The sequence below is a fragment of the Rhodoglobus sp. GW821-FHT12B09 genome (genome assembly GCF_058809925.1).
This window is the reverse complement of record NZ_JBXATB010000003.1, coordinates 321,440-344,718: the sequence shown is the minus strand read 5'-3', so window position 1 is coordinate 344,718 and position 23,279 is coordinate 321,440. Positions and strand designations below refer to the sequence as shown.

The window sequence follows — 23,279 nt, the reverse complement described above, 5'->3', positions numbered from 1 at the left end:
TTAAGCTTCGTGACCGAATAGGACCCAGCATGACGACCCAGGGCACCAACCTCGACCAGTGGTACAGCCACTACGCCGACCGCACCGCCGGCCTCGCGGCCTCCGAGGTGCGCGCCCTCTTCGCCGTGGCCTCCCGCCCGGAGGTGGTGTCGCTCGCCGGTGGTATGCCGTTCGTCTCCGCTCTGCCAAAAGAGCTGGTCAGCGGGGCAATGGAGCGGGTCATGCGCGACAGTGGCCCCGCGGCGCTGCAGTACGGGTCCGGCCAGGGGCTTCCGGCTCTCCGGGAGCAGATTCTCGAGGTGATGGCGCTGGAGGGCATCCGGGCAGGTGTTGACGACCTCGTGGTCACGACAGGCTCGCAGCACGCGCTCGAGCTGATCACGAAGCTCTTCATCAACCCCGGCGACGTCGTTCTCGCCGAAGCACCGAGCTACGTGACGGCACTCACCGTCTTCAAGTCGTTCCAGGCCGAGGTCGCGCACGTGGCGATGGACGACTTCGGGCTCGTCCCGCAGTCGCTCCGCGAGACCATCGAGCGCGTTCGTGCCGAGGGCAAGCCGATCAAGTTCCTCTACACGATCCCCACCTTCAGCAACCCGGCCGGCGTCACCCTCACGTGGGAGCGGCGGCTCGAGATCCTCGAGATCTGCCGCAGCAACGGAATCCTCGTCCTCGAGGACAACCCCTACGGCCTGCTCTACTTCGAGGGCCAGCCCCCGCACGCCATGCGCTCGGTGGAGGAGGACGGCGTCATCTACCTCGGCACCTTCTCCAAGACGCTCGCGCCGGGCTTCCGGGTGGGCTGGGCGCTCGCCCCGCACGCCATCCGGGAGAAGATCATCCTCGCCAACGAGGCTGCTGTGCTCTCACCCAGCTCGTTCACCCAGTACGTCATCCACGAGTACCTCTCGCAGGCCGACTGGAAGGGCCAGATCGACACCTTCCGCGGCGTCTACCGCGAGCGGCGGGATGCCATGCTGCACGCCCTCGACGACTACCTGCCCGACCTGTCGTGGACGAACCCCGCCGGCGGCTTCTACGTCTGGGTCACCCTGCCCGAGAACCTCGACTCCAAGTCGATGCTGCCGCGCGCCGTCAAGGAGCTCGTCGCGTACACCCCCGGCACCGCGTTCTACGCCGACGGTTCCGGCCGCAACAAGATACGGCTGTCGTTCTGCTACCCGACCCCCGAGTTCATCCGCGAGGGCATCCGCCGCCTGTCGACGGTGATCAACGGCGAGCTCGAGCTGCTCACCACCTTCTCGCAGACCGCTCTCCTCCCGGTTGTGCGCGACTCCTCGCTCATCAACCCGCCCGCCAACCTCTCCTGATGGCGGCCACACGAGTCCTGGTCCTCGCCGGCGGCATCTCGCACGAGCGAGACGTCTCGCTGCGGTCGGGCCGCCGGGTCGCCGACAGCCTGGGGGCGCACGGCCTCCAGGTCGAACTGCGCGATCCGGATGCCACGCTCCTCGCGCACCTCCGCGAGAGCCGTCCCGACGTGGTGTGGCCGGCCCTCCACGGGGCGAGCGGCGAGGACGGCGCCCTGCGCGGGCTGCTCGACTTCATGGGAGTGCCCTACGTCGGCTCCCGCGCCGATGCCGCCCGCCTCGCGTGGGACAAGCCCACGGCCAAGACGGTCGTCTCCCGCGCGGGGGTGAGGACCCCCGCGTCGATCGCCCTCCCGCGCGACGCCTTCCGCGAGCTCGGCGCGAACAGCATCCTCGAGGAGATCTCCGGCGAGTTCTCCGGCCCTCTCGTGGTGAAGCCCGCGCAGGGCGGCTCGTCCCAGGGCGTGACGATCGTCGACGACCGCTCGCTGCTGCCCCGCGCCATGGTTGACGCGTACACCTACTGGGACGTCGCCCTGATCGAGCAGAAGATCACCGGAATCGAGATCGCCGTCGGCATCATCGACAGCGGCGACGGGCCGGTCGCCCTCCCCGCGGTCGAGATCGAGCCGCTCTCCGGCGTGTACAGCTTCGAGGCGCGGTACAACGCCGGAGAGACCCGCTTCTACGTTCCCGCTCGCATCGATCCGGATGCCGCGGCTCGTGCCGCCGAGACCGCCCTCGCCGCGCACACCGCCCTGGGACTGCGCCACCTCTCCCGCGTCGACATCATCATCGACGGTGCCGGTACGCCGTGGTTCCTCGAGGCGAACGTCATGCCGGGGCTCACCGAGACCTCGGTGCTCCCCCAGGCCCTCGAGGCGGCAGGGCACGACCTGGGATGGGTGTACTCGGCCCTCGCCGAGGCTGCGATCTCGGAGTCTCGAAGCTAGAAGTTGTCCCGTGCTTTGTGCACAAGGGTAGGTCCGGGGCTCGGTCGCACGAAGCCCGGTATGGGGAAACTGGCCCTGCACATCCTATTCGGCGAGAAAATGCTGGTCAGCCACTAGTTATCTGTTGTTTACCCTGTTCTGTCCACTGCGATATCCACAGCTTATTCACACGCAGAGCCGCGTGTCCCACCGGATTCCCACACGTTTGTCCACAGGCTGGACAGGATCCGTCGCCTAGCGGTTGAACCCGGGCTGCCCCAGCTCGGCCAGGATCCGGTTCAGGTCCCCCACCGTCGCGAAGTCGATCACGATCTGGCCTTTGCTCGCCCCGAGGGTGACCTTCACACGCGTGTTCAAGCGGTCCCCCAGCTGCTCGGCGACCTCGTCGAGCTGTCCCTGGCGCTTGCCGGCGGCGGGCTTCGGCTTGGAGACCCTGGTCGAGGTCTGCCCGGCAGCGGCCTCGGCGGCGCGGACCGAGAGGTCCTCGTTGACGATCTTGTCAGCGAGGCGCTCCATAGACGCGGTATCGCCCGCGGCCAGGATCGCGCGGGCGTGACCCGCGCTGAGAACACCCGCGGCTACGCGCTTCTGCACGGTGGCCGGCAGCTTGAGGAGGCGGAGGGTGTTCGTGATCTGCGGGCGGGAGCGGCCGATCCTCCCGGCCAGCTGCTCCTGGGTGATCCCGAAGTCGGCGAGCAGCTGCTGGTAGGCGGACGCCTCCTCCAGCGCGTTGAGGTTCGCCCGGTGCAGGTTCTCGAGGAGGGCATCCCGCAGCATGTCCTCATCGGCCGTGCTCTTGATGACCGCGGGAATCGTCGCGAGGCCGAGGTGCTTCGTCGCCCGCAGTCGGCGCTCGCCCATGATGAGCTCGTACTGCGGGCCGCCGGGTGCCGCGTCCACGAGTGGACGGACCACGATGGGCTGCAGTACGCCGATCTCGCGGATGGAGATCACGAGCTCGTCGAGCTCCTCCTGGCGGAACTCGGTGCGGGGCTGCTTCGCGTTCGGGACGATGTCGTCCGGTGAGAGGTTCGCCAGACGGGCTCCGGGGACGGCGAGAAGGCCCTGGGGGCTGTCGGTGCCGGCCGGGAAGAAGACGTCGACCGGGCGCTGGGAGCTCTCGTCTCCGGCAGGGATCAGCGCGCCGATGCCGCGACCGAGGCCGGTTCTCTTCGGGGCCGCCATCAGTTCGGCGCTCCGCGGTGCGCGATCTCAGATGCCGCCTCCAGGTAGGAGAGCGAGCCCGGAGAGTTGCCGTCGTAGCTGATCACGCTCTGACCGTAGCTGGGAGCCTCGGAGATGCGCACGGAACGCGGGATGACTGTGGAGAGAACCTCCTTGGGGAAGTGCTCGCGGACATCGTCCACCACCTGGTTGGCCAGGTTCGTGCGCGAGTCGTACATCGTCAGCAGGATCGTCGAGACCGACAGCCGCGGGTTCAGGTGGCGCTCGATCAACTGGATGTTGGTGAGCAGCTGGCTCAGGCCCTCCAGCGCGTAGTACTCGCACTGGATTGGAATGAGCACCTCGCGCGCAGCGACGAACGCGTTGATCGTGAGCAGGCCGAGAGACGGCGGGCAGTCGATGAACACGTAGTGGAACATCTCCTCGCTCTGAGCGAGGAACTGCTCGAGGGCTGTGCGGAGGCGCTGCTCGCGGGCCACGAGCGACACGAGCTCGATCTCGGCGCCAGCGAGGTGGATCGTGGCCGGAAGGCAGAAGAGCCCCTCGAACTCCGGGCTGGGCTGGACGACGCCCGACATGGGCTCGTCGTTGATGATGACGTCGTAGACGCTCACGGTCTCCGAGCGGTGCTCGACGCCGAGGGCGGTCGAGGCGTTGCCCTGCGGGTCGAGGTCGATCACGAGCACGCGCGCACCGGAACGGGCGAGCGCGGCCGCCAGGTTGACGGTGGTCGTGGTCTTGCCCACGCCGCCCTTCTGGTTGGCGACGGTGAACACTCGGGTCGCTTCGGGAAGCGGAAGCCTCTCAGCGGCGATGGCCTGTCTCCTGCGGGTGATGTCGGCGAGCTCTCGCGCGAGTGGCGTCGAATCGTCGAAGCTCGTTGCCGAGTTCGCGAGATCGCCTTCTGGATGTTTCACGTGAAACCTTCTGAATGGCTCGGGCCTTTGCCCGTGGGGGTCGATCGTGGTCAGTCCACTGTAGCCCGAAACACCCGGGTCGATTCCGGAGCTGTCCCCTCACCGAGGACGAGCACCTCCGATCCGGACAGGCGGTACTTCCTGATGGCCTTCTGGGCGGCCGCGATCTCCTCGTCCACCCGTGAGCCCTTCATGAAGACCATCTCGCCGCCGCGCCGCAGGAGCGGTGCTGTGACGGGGATCAACTTCGAGAGGGCGGTGACGGCACGCGCGGTGACCTGGTCGAGCGACTCCTGCGGCGCCTCCTCGGCGCGGGCGCGGATGACGGTCACGTTGTCGAGGCCGAGCTCCGCCGACTCGCTCGTGAGCCAGTCGACACGACGCTCCATGGGCTCGATGAGCACGAGGTGCACGTCGGGCCGGGCTATCGCGAGCACGAGACCGGGAAGGCCGGCACCGCTGCCCACGTCGCCCGTCCGCCCCGGCCGCAGCAGGGGAGCGACGAGCACGCAGTTGATGATGTGGCGCGTCCACAGCCTCGGCAGCTCCAGCGGGCCGATGAGCCCGAGCTCCTCGCCGCGGCGCGCAAGATCGGCGGTGTAGGCGCGGGCCACCTCGATGCGATCGCCGAAGAGGGATGCGGCAACCGCCGGCTCAGTCTCCAGCTCGGGTGACTCGGTCAATGTTTCACGTGAAACAACTCGGAGGGCGCAGCGCTATGTTTCACGTGAAACTATGCGCGGCGGATGACCGTGTGGCGGTCGCGCCCTTCGCCCTCTGACTCAGAGGAGAAGCCGCGCTCCGCGACGATGTCGTGGACGAGCTTGCGCTCGTAGGAGGACATCGCCGGCAGTGAAGCGGACTCCGCGCCCTCCTCGATGCGCTCGACCGCCTTGCCGACGAGGACGCCGAGCTCGGCGACACGCGCCTCACGGGATCCGCCGATGTCGAGGATGAGCCGCGAGAACGAACCGGTCTTGGTCTGCACCGCGATGCGGGTCAGCTCCTGCAGGGCGTTCACGGTCTCGGGACGGGACAGCACACGGAGGCTCGCGTCCTCGCCCGCGGTCACGGAGAGGTAGGCGCGCCCGGCCCGGGCATCGATCTCGATGTCGCCATCGAGGTCCATGATGTCGAGGAGCTCCTCGATGTAGTCGGCGGCGATGTCGCCCTCCTCCTCGAGCTGACTCGCGCTGGGCGCATCCGTGTCGGTCTCGGGGGCCTCGAGGTCAACGGCCTCGGCGGCGGGGGTCTCGGTCACGTCGCTCATCGCTTGTTGTTTCCACTCTTCTTCTTGGCGCGGTTCTTGCCGACCGGCTGCTGGCGCTGGGGCTTCTGGGGTTCCTCGATCACGAGGGTGTCGCCCTCGGGCGTCTCCTCGACGATCCCCTTGCGCTGGGCGCGCTTGGCGAGGCGGGCTTCGCGGGCGAGGGCCGCCTCGCTGCCGGGGGTGGGCATGTTCCGGATGACGAGGAACTGCTGGACCATGGTCCAGATGTTCGAGGTGAGCCAGTAGAACATGACTCCGATGGGGAACGCGAAGCCGGAGAACGCGAACACCAGGGGGAGGATGTACAGCAGGATGCGCTGCTGGCGGAACATCGGGCTGGCCTTCATCTCGGCCGACTGGTTGCGAGACATGATCTGCAGCTGCGTGATGAACTGCGAGGCGGTCATGATGATGACCATCACGACGGCGATGATGACGACTACGACGTTGACCGGGTTGAGAGCGAGCGCGCTCTGGATGCTCTCGTGCAGGGGAGCGATGCCGAACAGCGACGCCTTGCCGAAATTCTCCGAGAGGTCCTTCGACAGGAGGCCGACGCCCTGGACGCCCTTGTTGGCCTCCTGCAGCACCGAGAACAGGCTGAAGAAGATCGGCATCTGGATGAGCAGCGGGAGGCACGAGCTCAGCGGGTTGGTGCCCGTCTTCTTGTACATCTCCATGGTCTCGCGGGACATGGCCTCGCGGGAGAACTGGTCCTTCTTGCCCTTGTACTTGTCCTGGATCTTCTTGAGCTGGGGCGCCACCTCGAGCATGCGGCGCTGGCTCTTGATCTGGCGCACGAAGATCGGGATGAGAGCGGCCCGCACCACGAGCACGAGCCCGACGATGGACAGCACCCAGGTCAGGCCGGCCGACGGGTCAAGTCCGATGGCGGTCAGGCCGGAGTGGAACGCGACGAGGATCGCCTCGATCACCCACTTGATCGGCCAGAGAATTGTTCCTAGGAAGTCCATGATGCGGGTCAGCCCTTTCCGTGGCTATGGGCGAAGTGGGGGTTGGCAACCACGAAGCCGAAGCGCGTGATCGAGTAGCGGTCGTGGGCGCGCTCGGGGACATCGTCGATGCCGCCTTCCGCCCACGGGTGGCAGCGTGCGATGCGGCGCGTGCCGAGCCAGACCCCGCGCACGACGCCGTGCTGCTGGATGGCCTGCATCGCGTAGTGCGAGCACGTCGGGTAGTACCGGCAGACATCGCCGTAGAGCGGAGAGATCACGGCGCGGTAGACCTTGAGGATTGCCACGCACACGTTGCGGGGAGCGAGCAGCACGAACGCCATCGTCGGGTTCATCCTCTCGCTGCGCTCCTCTCGAGACCACGTGCGATCTCCGCGTGAAGAGTAGCCCACGGCACGAGGTCAGAACCTGGCAGTGCGCGCATCACCACGTCCCGGCCGGCGGGCATGGTGGGAAGGATGTCGCGGCTCACCGATCGCAGCCGACGGCGCACGAGATTCCGGGTCACGGCGTTCCCCACCGATTTCGCCACGATAAAGCCGAAACGGCTCGGCTCAGAGCCGAGCCGCTCGACACTGGGCCGTTCGACACCGGGCCGCTCAACACCGGGCCGCTCCACGACATGGAGCACCACAGCGGACGTACCGATCCGCCGCCCGCGACGAACCGCAGTGCGGAAGTCGGCGGGACGGGTGACCCGGTTCGCCCTGGCGAGCACGCGGAGGTACTACGCGGACAGTTCGGTGCGACCCTTGCGGCGACGAGCACCCAGGATGGCGCGGCCGGCGCGGGTGCGCATGCGGAGGCGGAAACCGTGAACCTTCGCGCGGCGGCGGTTGTTCGGCTGGAAAGTTCTCTTGCTCATAGCGGTATCTCCAAAGCCCAGCTCTGAAGGCCGGAAAGAAGGGGTAAGCCCGAAGGCTGGAAGTCAACTGATTAAAAGTACGGCGTTAAACCGGTCCGGTCAAACTTTACGCGGTCTGATCGCATTATCCACATGTGGGCAACTGGGGTTGGTAACGACACCCTGTGGACAACTAAGGTGAAACCCAGCCGTTTCGGGGGGCGATTCGATCACTCCTCGTTGCCCGACCGGTGGATAAGCCTGTGGAACTGCAAAACAAGAGGATGTGCGTGAATGTCGGAGACACCGGACTCGACGAAGGGTATCTGGCAGTCAGTACTGTCCCGCCTCACGTCCGATGACCGCATCACTCCGCAGCTGCTCGGCTTCATCAACCTGGTGGAGCCCAAGGGCGTGATGGCCGGCACCCTCTATCTGGAAGTGCCGAACGAGCTCACCCGCGGCATGCTCGAGCAGCGCATCCGGCTGCCCCTCCTCAATGCCATCGCCGGACTGAGCGACGACGAGGAGGTCTCCAACTTCGCGATCGTGGTGAACCCGGAGATCCAGCACGACGTCCTCGAGCAGAGCGCCGACCCCGGCGAGCAGCAGCCGTACATCGAGCCGACGGTGGTTCCCGCGGCAGACAGCCAGGCCCGCCGCTCCGACTCCCGCCTGAACCCCAAGTACAGCTTCGACAACTTCGTGATCGGCGGCTCCAACCGGTTCGCCCACGCGGCGGCGGTCGCGGTGGCGGAAGCGCCGGCCAAGGCGTACAACCCGCTCTTCATCTACGGCGAGTCCGGGCTCGGCAAGACCCACCTCCTGCACGCGATCGGCCACTACGCCGAGAGCCTCTACCCGGGCATCCGCGTTCGCTATGTCAGCTCCGAAGAGTTCACCAACGACTTCATCAACTCGATCGCCAACAACCGCGCCTCGGTGTTCCAGTCCCGCTACCGCGAGATCGACATCCTGCTCATCGACGACATCCAGTTCCTCCAGGGCAAGGACTCGACGCAGGAGGCTTTCTTCCACACGTTCAACACGCTGCACGACCACAACAAGCAGGTGGTCATCACCAGCGACCTGCCGCCGAAGCACCTGACCGGCTTTGAGGACAGGATGCGCTCGCGCTTCGAGTGGGGCCTCATCACCGACGTTCAGGCACCGGACCTGGAGACGCGCATCGCGATCCTCCGGAAGAAGGCCCAGAGCGAGAAGCTCCAGATCGGCAACGACATCCTCGAGTACATGGCCACCAAGGTCTCGTCGAACATCCGCGAGCTCGAGGGAACGCTCATCCGGGTCACCGCGTTCGCGAGCCTCAACAAGACGACCGTCGACCTGGCCCTCGTCCAGACTGTGCTGAAGGACCTCATCACGCTCGATGAGGACAACGTCATCGCGCCGGTCGACATCATCAACCACACCGCCGAGTACTTCAAGCTCACGGTCGACGACCTCTACGGGTCTTCGCGCTCCCAGGCCGTGGCGACCGCGCGACAGATCGCGATGTACCTCTGCCGTGAGATGACGAACCTCTCCCTCCCGAAGATCGGCCAGCTGTTCGGAAACCGCGACCACACCACCGTGATGTACGCGAATAAGAAGATCACGGAGCTCATGAAGGAGCGCCGCTCGATCTACAACCAGGTCACCGAGCTGACGAGCCGGATCAAGCAGAACCACCGCTACAAGGGTTAGTTGCCAGGTCCACGGTTTTCACACAGTGTGAAGAACCTGTGGATAACTACCCCGACACACCGGACAAGCTGTTGACGGACAATTCGTTTCTGTGGAAAGCGAATGCAGTTCATCTCGATTCGTCCGAGACTCACACGAATTCTTCGTCCTCGCCCCACATCTCACACCGTTGTAGTTCCCAGCAGTCGTACCGGTCCGGCAGAGTTACTCACAGTTCCCACAACGGTTAAGAATGTTGTCTCTTTAAAGAAGAGATTGGGAGCTGGACAACCCATGGTCCGCGTCTCACTGGCCTGTGCCAGTATTAACGCCCAGACCACCGATCGTGTCAGGGGTGAATGAAGTGAAGTTCCAGGTCAATCGCGACGTCTTCAGCGAGGCCGTTTCGTTCGCCGTCAAGCTGCTGCCCCAGCGCACGACGCTCCCGATTCTCAGCGGTGTGCTCATCGAGGCCGGTGACGACGGCCTGGTGCTGTCGTCGTTCGACTACGAAGTCTCTGCTCGCACCGAGATCGCCGCGAAGGTGGAAGAGCCGGGGCGCGTCCTCGTCTCGGGGCGCCTCCTCGCCGACATCGCGAGCCGCCTTCCGAACGCGCCCGTCACGTTCTCCACGGATGAGGGCCGCATCACCGTCGCCTGCGGCGCCGGCCACTTCACGCTGCTGAGCATGCCGGTCGAGGAGTACCCCACCCTCCCCCAGGTCTCCGACCAGGCAGGTCTGCTCCAGGCGGAGGATTTCGCCGCGGCCATCGCGCAGGTCGCGGTCGCCGCATCCCGCGACGACGTCACCCCGGTGATCACCGGTGTGCAGCTCGAGGTCTCCGAGAACAGCCTCTCGCTCGTCGCCACCGACCGGTACCGTGTCGCCGTTCGTGAGATCGCGTGGGATGCCGGCAACTCCGGTGTCGAGACCGCCACTGCTCTCGTGCCGTCGCGCACGCTCATCGAGATCGGCAAGACCTTCGGCCACAGCGGCACGATCTCGGTGGCGATCACCAGCTCCGACGACCGGGAGCTCATCGCGTTCCAGGCCGACAAGAAGACAGTCACCTCGCTCTTGATCAAGGGCAACTTCCCGCCCGTGAAGCGTCTCTTCCCCGAGGTCGTCGACAACTACGCGGTGATCAACACCGCCGAGCTGATCGAGGCGGTCCGCCGTGTCTCCCTCGTGCTCGAGCGCGAGGCCGCACTGCGCTTCACCTTCACGATCGAGGGCGTGACCCTCGAGGCGATCGGCTCAGAGCAGGCCCAGGCCTCGGAGTCGATCGACGCATTCCTCACCGGTACTGACACTGTCGTCTCGCTCAAGCCGCAGTTCCTGTTGGACGGCTTGAGCTCGGTGCACTCAGAGTTCGTGCGGATCTCGTTCACCAAGACCGAGAACCCGAACAAGCCGGGCCCGGTGCTCATCACGAGCCAGTCGTCGAAAGACCAGCCCGGCGCAGACAACTACAAGTACCTGCTGCAGCCGAACCTTCTCCTGCGCTGATCAAGAAAGAAGTCACCTGATGCACATCGGCATCATCGGCCTGGGCAAGATGGGCAACAACATGCGTGCCCGTCTCCAGAAGAACGGCATCGAGGTCACGGGCTACGACCCCAATCCCGACGTCACGGATGTTCCCTCCCTCGAGGCGCTCGCCGCGGCCCTGCCCGCCCCGCGGATCGTCTGGGTGATGGTCCCCTCCGGCAAGATCACCGACGACGTGATCCACAACGTCGCGGACGTGCTCGAGCCGGGAGACCTCGTCATCGACGGCGGCAACTCGCGCTACACCGAGGACTCCATCCACTCGGAGTTCCTGGCGACCAAGAACATCAAGTTCATGGACGTCGGGGTCTCGGGGGGAATCTGGGGCCTCGAGAACGGGTACGGCCTGATGGCCGGTGGCGACGCCGCTGACGTCGAGCGCGCAATGCCGATCTTCGACGGCCTACGGCCGGAGGGCCCTCGCGACGAGGGCTTCGTGCACGCCGGTCCGGTCGGCGCCGGGCATTACGTGAAGATGGTTCACAATGGCATCGAGTACGCGCTCATGCAGGCGTGGGCCGAGGGCTACGAGCTGCTCGATAGCCGCAAGGACCTTGTCAGCGACGTGACCGGCTCCTTCAAGGCCTGGCAGCGCGGAACGGTGGTCCGCTCCTGGCTGCTCGAGCTCTTGGTGAAGGCTCTCGAGGAAGACCCGGAGTTCAAGGACATCTCGGGCTACGTGGAGGATTCGGGCGAGGGCCGCTGGACTGTGCACGACGCTCTCGACCGCGCAGTTCCCGTGCCCACGATCAGTGCGGCGATCTTCGCGCGCTTCGTGTCGCGCCAGAAGGACTCCCCGTCGATGAAGGCAGTCGCAGCCCTTCGCAACCAGTTTGGTGGCCACGCCGTCCGAAAGAGTTGATGGCGTGAAGCTGTGATCGTCACCCACCTCAACCTGACGGACTTCCGCAACTACGAGCACCTCGACGTCGACCTGCATCCCGGTCCCAACCTGTTCGTCGGCAGCAACGGCCAGGGCAAGACGAACCTCGTCGAGGCGCTCGGGTACCTGAGCACCCTCGGCTCGCACCGCGTGTCGGTCGACCACGCGATGATCCGGCAGGGCCAGGACTCGGCGATCGTGCGCGCCCGCCTCTCGCACGATGAGCGCGAGGTGCTCGCCGAGGTGCAGATCAACCGCTCCGGTGCCAACCGCGCGCAGGTCAACCGCTCGGCGATCAAGACCCGCGAGCTGCCGAGGTACTTCTCGAGCGTGCTGTTCGCGCCGGAAGATCTGGCGCTCGTGCGCGGTGAGCCCTCGGGCCGCCGGCGCTTCCTCGACGAGCTGCTCATTCTCCGTACCCCGCGCATGAGTGCGGTGGTCGCCGACTACGAGCGGGTCCTGCGCCAGCGGAACACCCTATTGAAGACCGCGCGCAACGCGCGGGGCGACCTCTCGACCCTTGAGATCTGGGATGACCGGCTTGTCTCGCTCGGCGCCGAGATCATCATCGCCCGCAGCTGGCTCGTCGACGAGCTCAATCCCGAGGTGGCTCGCGCGTACGGCGCGATCGCGGGCGCGGACCACGCCGCGCGGCTCACCAGTCAGCTCAGCGTCTTCTCGTCCACGACCGACGACGACGTTCCGGATGCCGCGGCCACCCGTGCGGGCGCGCTCGAGCTCCCGGCCGTGACCGAGGGATTCCGCGCCGCGCTCGCGCGCCTTCGGCGCGCCGAACTCGATCGCGGGGTGACGCTCGCGGGTCCGCACCGTGACGACCTGGTGCTGGAGCTGAACGAGCTGCCGGCCCGCGGGTACGCGAGCCACGGGGAATCCTGGTCCTTCGCCCTCGCCCTCAAGCTGGCCTCCGCAGCGGTGCTGCGCCGGGAGTCGGCCATGGGCGACCCGGTCCTCATCCTCGACGACGTGTTCGCCGAGCTCGACGAGTCTCGGCGAGGCCGCCTTGCGGCGGCAGTCGTCGACTTCCAGCAGGTGCTCATCACCGCGGCGGTCTTCGGGGATGTGCCGGAAGAGCTCGCCTCCCACGTTGTGCGCATCCGCGCGGGAGCGGTGGTCGACGGTGCCTAGCCCCACCGACAACGACGGCGACGAGGTCGAGCGCGACGAGCACGTCGCGGTGTACCTCCGGTTCCGCCAGGTGTTCGGCGACGCTACCGGGCGGTCGGCGACGGCGCGCAAGCGGAAGACCAAGAAGGAGGGCGCGAGCGTCCCCTTCGCACCGGGCCGCGATCCGCACGGTCTCGGGGACGTGATGGACGGCCTGGCGCTGAAGATGGGGTGGACGTCCTCCCTCGCGAAGTCGGAGCTGCTCTCCTCGTGGGCCTTGATCGTCGGGGATGAGACGGCGGAGCACTCCGAGCCGGTCGGCATCGAGGAGGGCGTGCTCGCGGTGCGCTGCGACTCGACGGCGTGGGCGACGCAGCTGCGGCTCATGCGGTCGCAGGTGACGACGACCATCGCGCAGCGCTACCCCGACGCCGGCATCGAGTCTGTGCGCTTCGATGGGCCGAACGCCCCGTCCTGGAAACGCGGCCCCAGATCGATCCCAGGCCGCGGACCGCGGGATACTTACGGCTGACGAGGCAAATCAGGTCAACCCAACCGCGAAAACTCCCCAGAACGCGGATTTGCCGGCCTCAGGCCCGCACTTTTGGTAGGATAGACAGAGCCGTCGGGTGCCCCTCCCTCTGTGGAGATTCTCGCCCCGAATGGCCGTGATACCAAGTGGCAGGAGCCTAACTTCAGATGACATCGGTGCCCCCAGAGAACAGTTCCGAAGGCTCGACTCCCCCCGAAGAGGAAGCTCCCGACGACAGCTCGGCTCACGGCCACATCTCGAACGGGCACGTCGCTCCCGACAGTTACGGTGCCGACCAGATCCAGATCCTCGAGGGACTGGAAGCGGTGCGCAAGCGCCCCGGCATGTACATCGGCTCGACCGGCCCGCGCGGTCTCCACCACCTCGTGTACGAGGTTGTGGACAACTCCGTCGACGAAGCGCTGGCCGGCTACTGCGACAACATCGAGATCTGGATCCGGAAGGACGGCGGTCTGCGCGTGCGCGACAACGGCCGTGGCATCCCGGTGGACATCAACACCCAGGAGAACAAGTCGTCGGTCGAGGTCGTCATGACGATCCTGCACGCCGGCGGCAAGTTCGGCGGCGGCGGCTACGCCGTCTCGGGCGGTCTGCACGGCGTCGGCATCTCCGTGGTCAACGCGCTCTCGCGCGAGGTCGACACCGAGGTGCGCCGCCAGGGCCACGTGTGGCGCATCAGCTTCCAGAACGGCGTGCCCGAGGCACCGCTCGCGAAGGGCGAGGCCACTGAGGAGACCGGCACCCAGCAGACCTTCTACCCGAACGCCGACATCTTTGAGACCGTCGAGTTCGACTACGAGACGCTGCGCGCGCGCTTCCAGCAGATGGCCTTCCTCAACAAGGGTCTGCGCATCACCCTCACCGACGAGCGCGGTGAGGAGGAGGTGAGCGACAGCTACATGTACGAGCGCGGTCTCACCGACTACGTCGAGTACCTCAACAAGGCGAAGAAGAACGACCTCATCCACCCAGAGGTCATCGCCTTCGAGGCCGAGGACACCGAGAAGAAGATCTCGCTCGAGGTGGCGATGCAGTGGACCAACGGCTACACCGAGAGCGTCCACACCTACGCGAACACGATCAACACCCACGAGGGCGGCACGCACGAAGAGGGCTTCCGGGCGGCGCTCACCACGCTCGTCAACCGGTACGCGCGCGAGAAGAACATCATCAAGGAGAAGGACGAGAACCTCTCCGGGGACGATGTGCGCGAGGGTCTCACCGCGGTCATCTCCGTGAAGCTCGCCGAGCCGCAGTTCGAGGGCCAAACGAAGACCAAGCTCGGCAACACCGAGGCGAAGGCGTTCGTGCAGCGCATCGCCGGTCAGCAGCTCGGCGACTGGTTCGACCGCAACCCCACTCAGGCGCGCGACATCATCCGCAAGGCGATCCAGGCGTCGCAGGCGCGCATCGCCGCGCGCAAGGCGCGCGAGCAGACCCGCCGCAAGGGGCTGCTCGAGTCGAGCGGCATGCCGGGCAAGCTGCGGGACTGCTCCAGCAAGGACCCGGCGCTGTCGGAGATCTTCATGGTCGAGGGCGACTCGGCCGGCGGCTCGGCGGTGCAGGGCCGCAACCCCGAGTTCCAGGCCATCCTCCCGTTGCGCGGCAAGATCCTCAACGTCGAGAAGGCCCGGCTCGACCGCGCGCTCGGCAACAACGAGGTGCAGTCGATGATCACCGCCTTCGGCGCCGGCGTCGGCGAGGACTTCGACCCCGAGAAGGCCAGGTACCACAAGATCGTGCTGATGGCCGATGCGGATGTCGACGGCCAGCACATCACGACCCTGCTGCTCACGCTGCTCTTCCGCTACATGCGCCCGCTCATCGACCTCGGCTACGTGTACCTCGCGCAGCCGCCGCTCTACCGCCTCAAGTGGAGCAACGCACAGCACGAGTACGTGTACAGCGACCGTGAGCGCGACGCACTAGTCGAGTCGGGCCTCGCGTCCGGCAAGAAGATGCCGAAGGACAACGGCATCCAGCGCTACAAGGGCCTCGGCGAGATGGACTACAAGGAGCTGTGGGAGACAACCATGGATCCGGCCACCCGCACGCTGCTCCAGGTGACACTCGATGACGCCGCCGCCGCGGACGAGATCTTCTCGACCCTCATGGGCGAAGACGTCGAATCCCGCCGCAGCTTCATCCAGAAGAACGCCAAAGACGTTCGATTCCTCGATATCTGATCTTCCCGCCGGTCGAGTAGGTCGCTCAGCGACCGTATCGAGACCCCACCACGGAGCTAAACAATGGCTGATGTAACAGAACCAGAAGAAGAGCCCACCTTCGCCGACAAGGTCGTCGACACCGCGCACGACAAGATCTCGCAGGTCGACCTGCAGCTCGAGATGCAGCGGTCGTACCTCGACTACGCGATGAGCGTCATTGTCGGCCGCGCCCTCCCCGAGGTGCGCGACGGCCTGAAGCCCGTGCACCGCCGCGTGATCTACGCGATGTACGACGGCGGCTACCGTCCCGACAAGGGATTCTCGAAGTGCACCCGCGTCATCGGCGACGTCATGGGCCAGTTCCACCCCCACGGCGACTCGTCGGTGTACGACGCACTCGTCCGACTCGTCCAGCCGTGGAGCCTGCGGTACCCGCTCGCGCTCGGCCAGGGCAACTTCGGCTCGCCCGGCAACGACGGCGCCGCGGCCCACCGGTACACCGAGACCAAGATGGCGCCGCTCGCCATGGAGATGGTCCGGGATATCGAGGAAGAGACCGTCGACTTCCAGGACAACTACGACGGCCGCACCCAGGAGCCGACAGTCCTCCCCAGTCGGTTCCCGAACCTTCTCGTCAACGGATCCGTCGGTATCGCCGTCGGTATGGCGACGAACATCCCCCCGCACAACCTGCGCGAGGTGGGCGAGGCCGCGCTCTGGCACCTCGCCAACCCGGATGCGTCGCAGGAGGAGCTGCTCGAGGCGCTCATCCAGCGCGTGAAGGGGCCCGACTTCCCGACCGGTGCCCAGATCCTCGGCATGAAGGGCATCCAGGATGCCTATCGCACCGGCCGCGGGTCCATCACCATGCGCGCAGTCGTCAACGTCGAGGAGCTGCAGGGCCGCACGTGCCTCGTGGTCACGGAGCTGCCGTACCAGGTCAACCCCGACAACCTCGCGCTGAAGATCGCCGACCTGGTCAAGGAGGGCAAGCTCGCCGGCATCGCTGACATCCGGGACGAGACCTCCGGCCGCACCGGCCAGCGCCTCGTCATCGTGCTCAAGCGCGATGCTGTCGCGAAGGTCGTGCTCAACAACCTCTACAAGCACACCCAGCTGCAGGAGAACTTCGGCGCGAACATGCTCGCGATCGTCGACGGCATCCCGCGCACGCTCTCGCTCGACGGCTTCATCACTGCCTGGGCAGAGCACCAGATCGAGGTCATCGTCCGGCGTACGCAATTCCGCCTGAAGAAGGCGGAGGAGCGCGCCCACATCCTGCGCGGCTACGTGAAGGCGCTGGATGCTCTTGACGAGGTCATCGCCCTCATCCGTCGCTCGGCCACCGTCGAGGACGCCCGCGAAGGGCTGATGAGCCTGCTCGCTATCGACGAGCTCCAGGCCCGGGCCATCCTGGAGATGCAGCTCCGCCGCCTCGCGGCCCTCGAGCGCCAGAAGATCATGGACGAGCTCGCCGAGATCGAGCTCGAGATCGCCGAGTACAAGGTGATCCTCGCGAGCCCGCAGCGGCAGCGCGACATTGTGAGCGAGGAGCTCACCGAGCTGATCGCGAAGTACGGCGACGACCGCCGCACCGAGATCATGTTCGGGTTCGACGGCGACATGAGCGTGGAGGACCTCATCCCCGAAGAGGAGATGGTGGTGACGGTCACGCGCGGCGGCTACATCAAGCGCACCCGCAGCGACAACTACCGCAGCCAGCACCGCGGCGGCAAGGGAGTGAAGGGTGCGCAGCTCCGCGCGGACGACGTCGTCGACCACTTCTTCGTGACGACTACCCATCACTGGCTGCTGTTCTTCACGAACACCGGTCGCGTCTACCGCGCGAAGGCGTACGAGCTGCAGGAGGCCGGCCGCGACGCGAAGGGCCAGCATGTCGCGAACCTGCTGGCAATGCAGCCGGGCGAGGAGATCGCGCAGATCCTCGACATCCGCGACTACGCGGCCGCCACCTATCTGGTGCTCGCCACCCGCGGCGGACTGGTGAAGAAGACGGCGCTCACCGAGTACGACACCAACCGCACCGGCGGGATCATCGCGATCAACCTCCGCGATGACGACGAGGTGGTGTCGGCGATGCTCGTCGAGAACGATTCCGAGGTGCTTCTCGTGTCGCGCAAGGGCCAGTCGATCCGGTTCCTCGCCTCCGACTCGGCGATGCGCCCGATGGGGCGGTCGACCTCGGGTGTGAAGGGCATGGACTTCCGGGAGGACGACACCCTGCTCTCCGCGAGCGTCGTCACCGACTCCGGTTTCGTGTTCGTCGTGACCGAGGGCGGGTACGCGAAGCGAACCTCGGTCGACCAGTACCGCCCGCAGAATCGCGGCGGCCTGGGCATCAAGGTCGCCAAGCTGAACGACGACCGCGGAATCCTCGCGGGCGCCCTGATAGTCGACGAGGATGACGAAGTTCTCGTGGTTCTCTCCAGCGGCAAGGTGGTACGCTCGTCTGTCGCTGAGGTTCCGGCCAAGGGCCGTGACACGATGGGTGTGGTGTTCGCTCGCTTCGCCGAGGATGACAAGATCATCGCGATCGCCAGGAACAGTGAACGCAATTTGGAGAATCAGGAACTCGACGAGCCTGCCGAGCAGGATGAACTTGAGCCCACTGGGAAGGACGAATCAGTAGATGAGTAGTGTCGCGGAGAAGCTCCAGCGCAAATCCCAGCGCCAGGTAGCGGTCAAGCAGGTTCGGCTCAAGCTGGTCTACGTCGACTTCTGGTCGGCGGTCAAGCTGTCGTTCCTCGTGGCGGTGTCCTTGGGCATCGTGCTCATCGTCGCGACGATCCTGGTGTGGATCGTGCTCAACTCCACGGGGATCTTCTCCAGCCTCAACGGCATTCTCGTCGACATCCTCGGCGACCCGACGTTCAGCGTGACCAACACGTTCTCGCTCCCGACCGTCGCGCTGTTCTCGTTCATCATCGCGGTGCTCAACATCGTGGTCGGTACCGCCCTCGGTGCGATCGCGAGCATGCTGTACAACTTCAGCGTCCGCCTCACCGGCGGACTGCTGGTCGGATTCACCAACAACTAGGCGATTTCAGCTTGGCTTGCCGAATAAGGTAAGTTTGGCTGGTCCCCGGGGGATATAGCTCAGGCGGTTAGAGCGCTTCGCTGATAACGAAGAGGTCCGAGGTTCAAGTCCTCGTATCCCCACTGGAACCTCCACAAGAGGTTCCTTAGTGCTGATAGTGCGCTGCCGCTCCTGCGGCGCCGATAGCTGATTCACTCGAGGGGCCTTAGCTCAATTGGTAGAGCGCCTGCTTTGCAAGCAGGAGGTCAGGGGTTCGATTCCCCTAGGCTCCACGAACGTAGAGACGCCGCCAACTATTGGCGGCGTTCTTCGTTTAACCAGGCGTCGATTCCCCCACGCTCTCCGGCTCTTCCCAGCCCCATGGCGCACACTGCCCGGGTGAGTCAGCTCCGCGTGATCGTCGGTTTCACCGCCATGCTGCTCTTCGCCGTGTGCGCCATCGAGTGGATCGCCATGGTTCTCGTCCCGACGATGTCGGGCAGGACGGCGGTCGCCGACCTGGGCACGCTGACGTTCTGGACCGTCGTGACCCTTGCCGTGTGGCGGGTCGGCGCGGGCAAGGGCTGGGGCTTCGCCCGCTCGCGTTGACCGGGGTCGTCCCGACAGTCGCGCTACAGGTCTGCTGTCGCGCCACAGGTATTTCTGTAGCGCGACGCAAGAGGTGTAGCGCGGAACTAGTTAAACGGCAAGAGCGCCGACCCGAAGGCCGGCGCTCTTGTTGCAGTCTGGTGGATCAGCCCTCGTCAGCCAGGGGCGTCTCGGGCTCGTCGTCGATCCAGAGGTCGTCGTCGGCTCGGAGCGTCTGCCAGGCTGCGTAGGCGACGGCGGCGAAGGCGACCACTCCCACGCCGATCAGGATGTAGCGGCCGGGGCCGGCCGGCTTGGGCTTGATGATGCCTGCCTTGGTGCCGAGATCTGTGCCGATGCGGCTGGCTCGGCTGATGGCATCCCGAACCTGGCGGTTCTTGGCGACCTCGATAGCCGCCAGCGCCGTGCCGAGTGCCGAGGTCATGGCGGGCAGCACGTCGCTGACGAGCCGCTCGCGCCCGGACTCCGCTGCCGAGCGCGCGTTGCGCAGCCCCGTGCTCACCGCGGGGCGGACCGTGTCCTCGAAGGTGTCGCGCACGCGGGGCGCCACTTCCTCACGGGCGTAGTGGGCGGCCTGCCTGCTTGCATCGCGGACTACCTTCGACGCGTGGTCGAGGAGTTCCTTCTGGTCGTCCCAGAGATCCTCAGCCTGGCTCTTGAGCCGGTTCAGTTCTTTCCGGCGCTTGCGCGATAGTGCCATGGGGAAACCTCCAGTGGGGAATCAAAGCCGTGATCCAATACTGTCACGGTGCTGCCATCCGCACTAAAGCATTGCCTGTGAGGCCGCCGAGTGATATCAGGACTTGTGCAGAGAGCGCTATGCAAGAATTGAGCCCATGCACACCGCTGTCGCGACCATGAAGACCACCCTCGGAGACATCAAGCTCAACCTCTACGGCAACCACGCGCCGAAGACCGTTGCCAACTTCACCGGGCTCGCCTCGGGCACCAAGGAGTGGACCCACCCCGCAACCGGGAAGGCGTCGACCGACCCGCTGTACGACGGCGTCATCTTCCACCGCATCATCAAGGACTTCATGCTCCAGGGCGGCGACCCGCTCGGGCAGGGCATCGGCGGCCCCGGCTACGAGTTCGACGACGAGATCCACGGCGAGCTGAACTTCAACGAGCCCTACGTCCTCGCCATGGCGAACGCCGGCCTCCGCGGCGGCAAGGGCACCAACGGGTCCCAATTCTTCATCACGACGGTTCCGACCCCGTGGCTTCAGGGCAAGCACACCATCTTCGGCGTGGTCGCCGACGAGGAGTCGAAGCGGGTCGTCGACGCCATCGAAGCAGTCGACACGGATGCTCGCGACAAGCCCCTCACGGATGTCGTGATCCAGGGCATCACGATCGACGAGGTCTGATCCTCGGTGACGAGCGCGCCGAGCTCCTCGGCCAACTTCTGCTATCGGCATCCTGACCGGCAGAGCTATGTGCTCTGCCAGCGCTGCGGGCGCACGATCTGCCCGCAGTGCCAGACCCAGGCGGCCGTCGGAGTGCAGTGCCCGGAATGCGTGCGCGAGGGCCACGCGAGCATGCCGCGCACGAAGTCGCCGCTGCTGGCGCGGCTGCGCTCGCGCGACCAGCCGATCGTCACGTGGACTCTGATCGCGATCAACGTGATCATCTACGTGCTCCAGATGATCACCGACGCCGTGACGGTCTCGCTGCTCTTCGTGGCCAGACTGCCGTGGGAGGCGACCGAGCCGTGGCGCATGATCACCTACGCCTTCGTGCACTCGCCCGGCAGTCTGCTGCACATCGGGCTGAACATGCTCTCGCTGTTCCTCTTCGGCCCCCTGCTCGAGAGGTCGGTGGGTCGCTGGCGGTTCTTGGCGCTGTACCTGGTCAGTGCACTGGGCGGGGCGGTCGCGGTGCTGCTGCTCGTCCCGGGCACCTCCGTGCTCGGGGCATCCGGCGCCATCTTCGGTCTCCTCGGTGCGTTCTTCGTCATCCAGCGCAAGCTGGGCGGCAACACCGTCCAGCTCATGATCGTTATCGGGGCGAACCTCGTGATCGGATTCCTGCCGGGCACGAACATCTCCTGGCAGGCGCACGTCGGCGGTCTCCTGGCTGGCGCGGCGGTCGCTCTCGTCTACTTGCGCACCCGCCGCCGCGACCAGCAGATCACCCAGATCGTTCTGGTGGCGCTCGTCGTCGCGGTGCTCGTGGCGGTCAGTGCGGTGCGGATCGTGCTCGCGCAGCTAGCCTGACCTGCGAGTTATCCACAGGCCTCTCCACAGTGGGTATAACTACACCCGTGTAGTTCGACGAGGAATCAGCGCCACCGCGTGGTCATGAGGAAGCCGATGAACATGATGCCGAAGCCGACGAGGATGTTCCAGGAGCCCAGTGTGGGGATCGGAAGGGTGCTGCCGCTCACGTAGAAGACGATGATCCAGACCAGGCCGAGCAGCATGAAGCCGAACATGACGGGCTTGAACCAGACCGCATTGGGAGCCTGTTCACCCGAACGGGTCTCGACGGGACGGTCGGTCTTGGTGCGTGCAGACGTACGGGCCATGGCCACGATACTAGCGTGAACGGCTTGGCAGCGGCTGGGCGGAATGCCCCGGAGCCGCCTTCGGAGCGCCGTACTCAGCCGGTTCACCGCTTAGAATCGAGCCTATGTCGATCGAGCAGGGGCGCAGGGCGCGGGCGAGCAGCCCGGCACCGCGCCGGCGGGTGAGCGTCGTCGGGATTCTCGGCGAGCTGTTCATCACGGCAGGCGTTCTCGTGCTGATGTTCCTGGGCTGGCAGGTCTGGCTCGGCAACCTCATCGACGGCAGCGCGCAGAAGGACGACTCGGTCGCGCTCAGCCAGACCTGGAGCAAGGGCGAGGCAGTCAAGCCCGCGAGCAACGAGCGGCCCGATCCCGGCCCCCCGGTGGTGGGAACCGCGCCGGAGAATGCCGTGCAGTTCGCCAACCTCATCGTCCCGAGGTTCGGAGCCGACTACACGCGCCCCATTGCCGAGGGCATCGGTGTCGACGACGTGCTGCGCTACGGCGTCGGCCACTACCCCGGCACGGCCATGCCCGGCGCGGTCGGCAACGCCGCCTTCGCCGCCCATCGCACCGGTCACGGCTCGCCGTTCTTCGACATCGAGAAGCTCCAGATCGGCGACAGCATCTACGTCGAGACGGAGGCGGGCTGGTACCGCTACGTCGTCCGGAGCCTCGAGTACGTGCAGCCGACCGGCGTCGGCGTGCTCGACCCGGTGCCGCAGATGCCCGGCGTCTCGCCCACCGACCGCATCATCACCCTCACCAGCTGCAACCCCGTCTACACCGCCTCCGAGCGGATGGCCATCTACGGCGTCTACGACACCTGGTACCCGCGCGCCGGCGGCCCGCCCGCGGAGATCGCCGCCCTCGTGAAGGCGACGAGCTGATGTACGGGGCACTGTGGCGTGTACTTCCGGGCCCGTGGTGGGTTCGGCTCCTGATCCTGCTCGCGCTCATCGCCGCCATTACGACGGCGCTCGTGATCTGGGTGTTCCCGTTCATCGACCAGTTCGTCACCCCGCAGGACGTGACGGTGGAGCAGCCATGACCCGCGTTCTCGTCATCGACAACTACGACAGCTTCGTCTACACGCTCAACGGGTACCTCATCCAGCTCGGCGCGCAGACCACCGTGCTGCGCAACGACGCTTTCGGCCCGGATGCCGCAGCCGCCGTCATCGCGGACTACGACGCCGTGCTGCTCTCCCCCGGCCCCGGCACTCCCGCCGACGCCGGCGTGAGCATCCCGATTGTCACCGCGGCGCTCGCCGCAGGTCAGCCCCTCCTCGGAGTGTGCCTCGGACACCAGGCCATCGCGGAGGCGCTCGGCGCGACCGTGACGCACGCCGAGGAGCTCATGCACGGCAAGACCTCGCTCATCGAGCACGACGACAGCGCGTTCTACGACGGTGTTCCGCAGCCGTTCCGCGCGACGCGGTACCACTCGCTCGCCGTTGTCGACTCGACAGTCCCCGCGGAGCTCGTCGTCACCTCGCGTACCGAGGGCGGCGTGATCATGGGCCTGCGGCACGAGAGCGCGCCGATCTACGGGGTGCAGTTCCACCCGGAGTCGGTGCTGACCGAGGGCGGCTACCGGATGCTCGGCAACTGGCTCGCGGTGGCGGGCCTCCCCGAGGCTGCGGAGACCGCGCGAGGTCTCACGCCTCTCGTCAAGCTGTAG

The 23,279-nt window shown here is 66.2% G+C and carries 26 protein-coding genes and 2 tRNA genes; 18 read left to right on the top strand and 10 right to left on the bottom strand.

What is annotated here, in order from left to right; genetic code table 11:
- Positions 1-29: 29 nt before the first annotated feature.
- Together AC1RTC_RS08835 and AC1RTC_RS08830 are read left to right on the top strand one after the other, a co-directional pair.
- Positions 30-1,331 carry an aminotransferase-like domain-containing protein gene (locus tag AC1RTC_RS08835; RefSeq protein WP_493155148.1) on the top strand — a complete coding sequence of 434 codons (1,302 nt, stop codon included), beginning with the start codon at positions 30-32 and terminating at the stop codon, positions 1,329-1,331.
- The gene (locus tag AC1RTC_RS08830; protein WP_493155147.1) at positions 1,331-2,284 is read left to right on the top strand and encodes a D-alanine--D-alanine ligase family protein; all 954 of its coding nucleotides are present in this window, start codon (positions 1,331-1,333) and stop codon (positions 2,282-2,284) included. The genes AC1RTC_RS08835 and AC1RTC_RS08830 overlap by 1 nt, the downstream gene beginning before the upstream one ends.
- Positions 2,285-2,518: 234 nt before the next feature.
- On the opposite strand, the gene AC1RTC_RS08825 is transcribed toward AC1RTC_RS08830, so the two are convergent.
- The 8 genes from AC1RTC_RS08825 to rpmH are packed head-to-tail and all read right to left on the bottom strand — an operon-like array spanning position 2,519 to position 7,495.
- The gene (locus tag AC1RTC_RS08825; RefSeq protein WP_493155146.1) at positions 2,519-3,469 is read right to left on the bottom strand and encodes a ParB/RepB/Spo0J family partition protein; all 951 of its coding nucleotides are present in this window, start codon (positions 3,467-3,469) and stop codon (positions 2,519-2,521) included.
- Positions 3,469-4,386, bottom strand: coding sequence for a ParA family protein (locus tag AC1RTC_RS08820; protein ID WP_493155145.1), 918 nt, complete (start codon positions 4,384-4,386; stop codon positions 3,469-3,471). The genes AC1RTC_RS08825 and AC1RTC_RS08820 overlap by 1 nt, the downstream gene beginning before the upstream one ends.
- Positions 4,387-4,436: 50 nt before the next feature.
- On the bottom strand, positions 4,437-5,069 hold the full coding sequence (rsmG, locus tag AC1RTC_RS08815) for a 16S rRNA (guanine(527)-N(7))-methyltransferase RsmG (protein ID WP_493155144.1): 633 nt from the start codon (positions 5,067-5,069) through the stop codon (positions 4,437-4,439).
- Positions 5,070-5,119: 50 nt separating this feature from the next.
- On the bottom strand, positions 5,120-5,656 hold the full coding sequence (locus tag AC1RTC_RS08810; protein ID WP_493155143.1) for a Jag family protein: 537 nt from the start codon (positions 5,654-5,656) through the stop codon (positions 5,120-5,122).
- Positions 5,653-6,630: a membrane protein insertase YidC gene (yidC, locus tag AC1RTC_RS08805; protein ID WP_493155142.1), complete on the bottom strand. Its 978-nt coding sequence runs from the start codon at positions 6,628-6,630 to the stop codon at positions 5,653-5,655. The genes AC1RTC_RS08810 and yidC overlap by 4 nt, the downstream gene beginning before the upstream one ends.
- Before the next feature lie 8 nt (positions 6,631-6,638).
- Positions 6,639-6,965, bottom strand: coding sequence for a membrane protein insertion efficiency factor YidD (yidD, locus tag AC1RTC_RS08800; RefSeq protein WP_493155141.1), 327 nt, complete (start codon positions 6,963-6,965; stop codon positions 6,639-6,641).
- Entirely contained in the window at positions 6,962-7,348 is a 387-nt protein-coding gene (gene rnpA, locus AC1RTC_RS08795; RefSeq protein WP_493155140.1) for a ribonuclease P protein component, read from the bottom strand. The genes yidD and rnpA overlap by 4 nt, the downstream gene beginning before the upstream one ends.
- Positions 7,349-7,357: 9 nt before the next feature.
- Positions 7,358-7,495, bottom strand: a complete 138-nt coding sequence (gene rpmH / locus AC1RTC_RS08790; protein ID WP_010204566.1) for a 50S ribosomal protein L34 — start codon at positions 7,493-7,495, stop codon at positions 7,358-7,360.
- Between the two features lie 273 nt (positions 7,496-7,768).
- On the opposite strand from rpmH, the gene dnaA reads away from it, so the two are divergent.
- From dnaA to AC1RTC_RS08735, 11 genes are all read left to right on the top strand, one after another.
- A complete protein-coding gene (gene dnaA / locus AC1RTC_RS08785; protein WP_493155139.1) occupies positions 7,769-9,181 on the top strand; it encodes a chromosomal replication initiator protein DnaA in 1,413 nt (470 codons plus the stop codon).
- A gap of 343 nt (positions 9,182-9,524) precedes the next feature.
- Positions 9,525-10,670, top strand: a complete 1,146-nt coding sequence (dnaN, locus tag AC1RTC_RS08780) for a DNA polymerase III subunit beta (protein WP_493155242.1) — start codon at positions 9,525-9,527, stop codon at positions 10,668-10,670.
- Between the two features lie 19 nt (positions 10,671-10,689).
- Positions 10,690-11,574 carry a phosphogluconate dehydrogenase (NAD(+)-dependent, decarboxylating) gene (gene gnd / locus AC1RTC_RS08775; RefSeq protein WP_493155138.1) on the top strand — a complete coding sequence of 295 codons (885 nt, stop codon included), beginning with the start codon at positions 10,690-10,692 and terminating at the stop codon, positions 11,572-11,574.
- Positions 11,575-11,586: 12 nt separating this feature from the next.
- Complete coding sequence (recF, locus tag AC1RTC_RS08770; RefSeq protein WP_493155137.1) at positions 11,587-12,741, top strand: DNA replication/repair protein RecF; 1,155 nt, start codon at positions 11,587-11,589, stop codon at positions 12,739-12,741.
- Positions 12,734-13,252, top strand: coding sequence for a DciA family protein (locus tag AC1RTC_RS08765; RefSeq protein WP_493155136.1), 519 nt, complete (start codon positions 12,734-12,736; stop codon positions 13,250-13,252). The genes recF and AC1RTC_RS08765 overlap by 8 nt, the downstream gene beginning before the upstream one ends.
- Positions 13,253-13,419: 167 nt before the next feature.
- Positions 13,420-15,459 (top strand): DNA topoisomerase (ATP-hydrolyzing) subunit B, encoded by a 2,040-nt coding sequence (gene gyrB, locus AC1RTC_RS08760; RefSeq protein WP_493155135.1) that lies wholly within the window; start codon positions 13,420-13,422, stop codon positions 15,457-15,459.
- Positions 15,460-15,522: 63 nt separating this feature from the next.
- Positions 15,523-18,099 (top strand): DNA gyrase subunit A, encoded by a 2,577-nt coding sequence (gyrA, locus tag AC1RTC_RS08755; protein ID WP_493155134.1) that lies wholly within the window; start codon positions 15,523-15,525, stop codon positions 18,097-18,099.
- Entirely contained in the window at positions 18,092-18,499 is a 408-nt protein-coding gene (locus AC1RTC_RS08750; protein ID WP_493155133.1) for a DUF3566 domain-containing protein, read from the top strand. The genes gyrA and AC1RTC_RS08750 overlap by 8 nt, the downstream gene beginning before the upstream one ends.
- 48 nt (positions 18,500-18,547) lie before the next feature.
- Positions 18,548-18,621, top strand: a tRNA-Ile gene (locus AC1RTC_RS08745).
- 77 nt (positions 18,622-18,698) lie between these two features.
- Positions 18,699-18,771 (top strand) — tRNA-Ala (locus AC1RTC_RS08740).
- Between the two features lie 106 nt (positions 18,772-18,877).
- Positions 18,878-19,087, top strand: coding sequence for a hypothetical protein (locus AC1RTC_RS08735; RefSeq protein ID WP_493155132.1), 210 nt, complete (start codon positions 18,878-18,880; stop codon positions 19,085-19,087).
- A 145-nt stretch (positions 19,088-19,232) separates the two neighbouring features.
- On the opposite strand, the gene AC1RTC_RS08730 is transcribed toward AC1RTC_RS08735, so the two are convergent.
- Positions 19,233-19,787 (bottom strand): hypothetical protein, encoded by a 555-nt coding sequence (locus AC1RTC_RS08730; protein ID WP_493155131.1) that lies wholly within the window; start codon positions 19,785-19,787, stop codon positions 19,233-19,235.
- 136 nt (positions 19,788-19,923) lie between these two features.
- On the opposite strand from AC1RTC_RS08730, the gene AC1RTC_RS08725 reads away from it, so the two are divergent.
- Together AC1RTC_RS08725 and AC1RTC_RS08720 are read left to right on the top strand one after the other, a co-directional pair.
- The gene (locus tag AC1RTC_RS08725; RefSeq protein WP_493155130.1) at positions 19,924-20,457 is read left to right on the top strand and encodes a peptidylprolyl isomerase; all 534 of its coding nucleotides are present in this window, start codon (positions 19,924-19,926) and stop codon (positions 20,455-20,457) included.
- A gap of 171 nt (positions 20,458-20,628) precedes the next feature.
- Positions 20,629-21,306 carry a rhomboid family intramembrane serine protease gene (locus AC1RTC_RS08720; protein WP_493155129.1) on the top strand — a complete coding sequence of 226 codons (678 nt, stop codon included), beginning with the start codon at positions 20,629-20,631 and terminating at the stop codon, positions 21,304-21,306.
- 65 nt (positions 21,307-21,371) lie between these two features.
- On the opposite strand, the gene AC1RTC_RS08715 is transcribed toward AC1RTC_RS08720, so the two are convergent.
- Positions 21,372-21,617, bottom strand: coding sequence for a cell division protein CrgA (locus AC1RTC_RS08715; RefSeq protein ID WP_493155128.1), 246 nt, complete (start codon positions 21,615-21,617; stop codon positions 21,372-21,374).
- A 104-nt stretch (positions 21,618-21,721) separates the two neighbouring features.
- Here AC1RTC_RS08715 and AC1RTC_RS08710 point away from each other — a divergent pair, with 104 nt between their 5' ends.
- The 3 genes from AC1RTC_RS08710 to AC1RTC_RS08700 are packed head-to-tail and all read left to right on the top strand — an operon-like array spanning position 21,722 to position 23,279.
- On the top strand, positions 21,722-22,486 hold the full coding sequence (locus AC1RTC_RS08710) for a class E sortase (RefSeq protein ID WP_493155127.1): 765 nt from the start codon (positions 21,722-21,724) through the stop codon (positions 22,484-22,486).
- A complete protein-coding gene (locus tag AC1RTC_RS08705; RefSeq protein ID WP_493155126.1) occupies positions 22,486-22,647 on the top strand; it encodes a hypothetical protein in 162 nt (53 codons plus the stop codon). The genes AC1RTC_RS08710 and AC1RTC_RS08705 overlap by 1 nt, the downstream gene beginning before the upstream one ends.
- Positions 22,644-23,279, top strand: coding sequence for an anthranilate synthase component II (locus AC1RTC_RS08700; protein WP_493155125.1), 636 nt, complete (start codon positions 22,644-22,646; stop codon positions 23,277-23,279). Before AC1RTC_RS08705 ends, AC1RTC_RS08700 begins: the two co-directional genes overlap by 4 nt.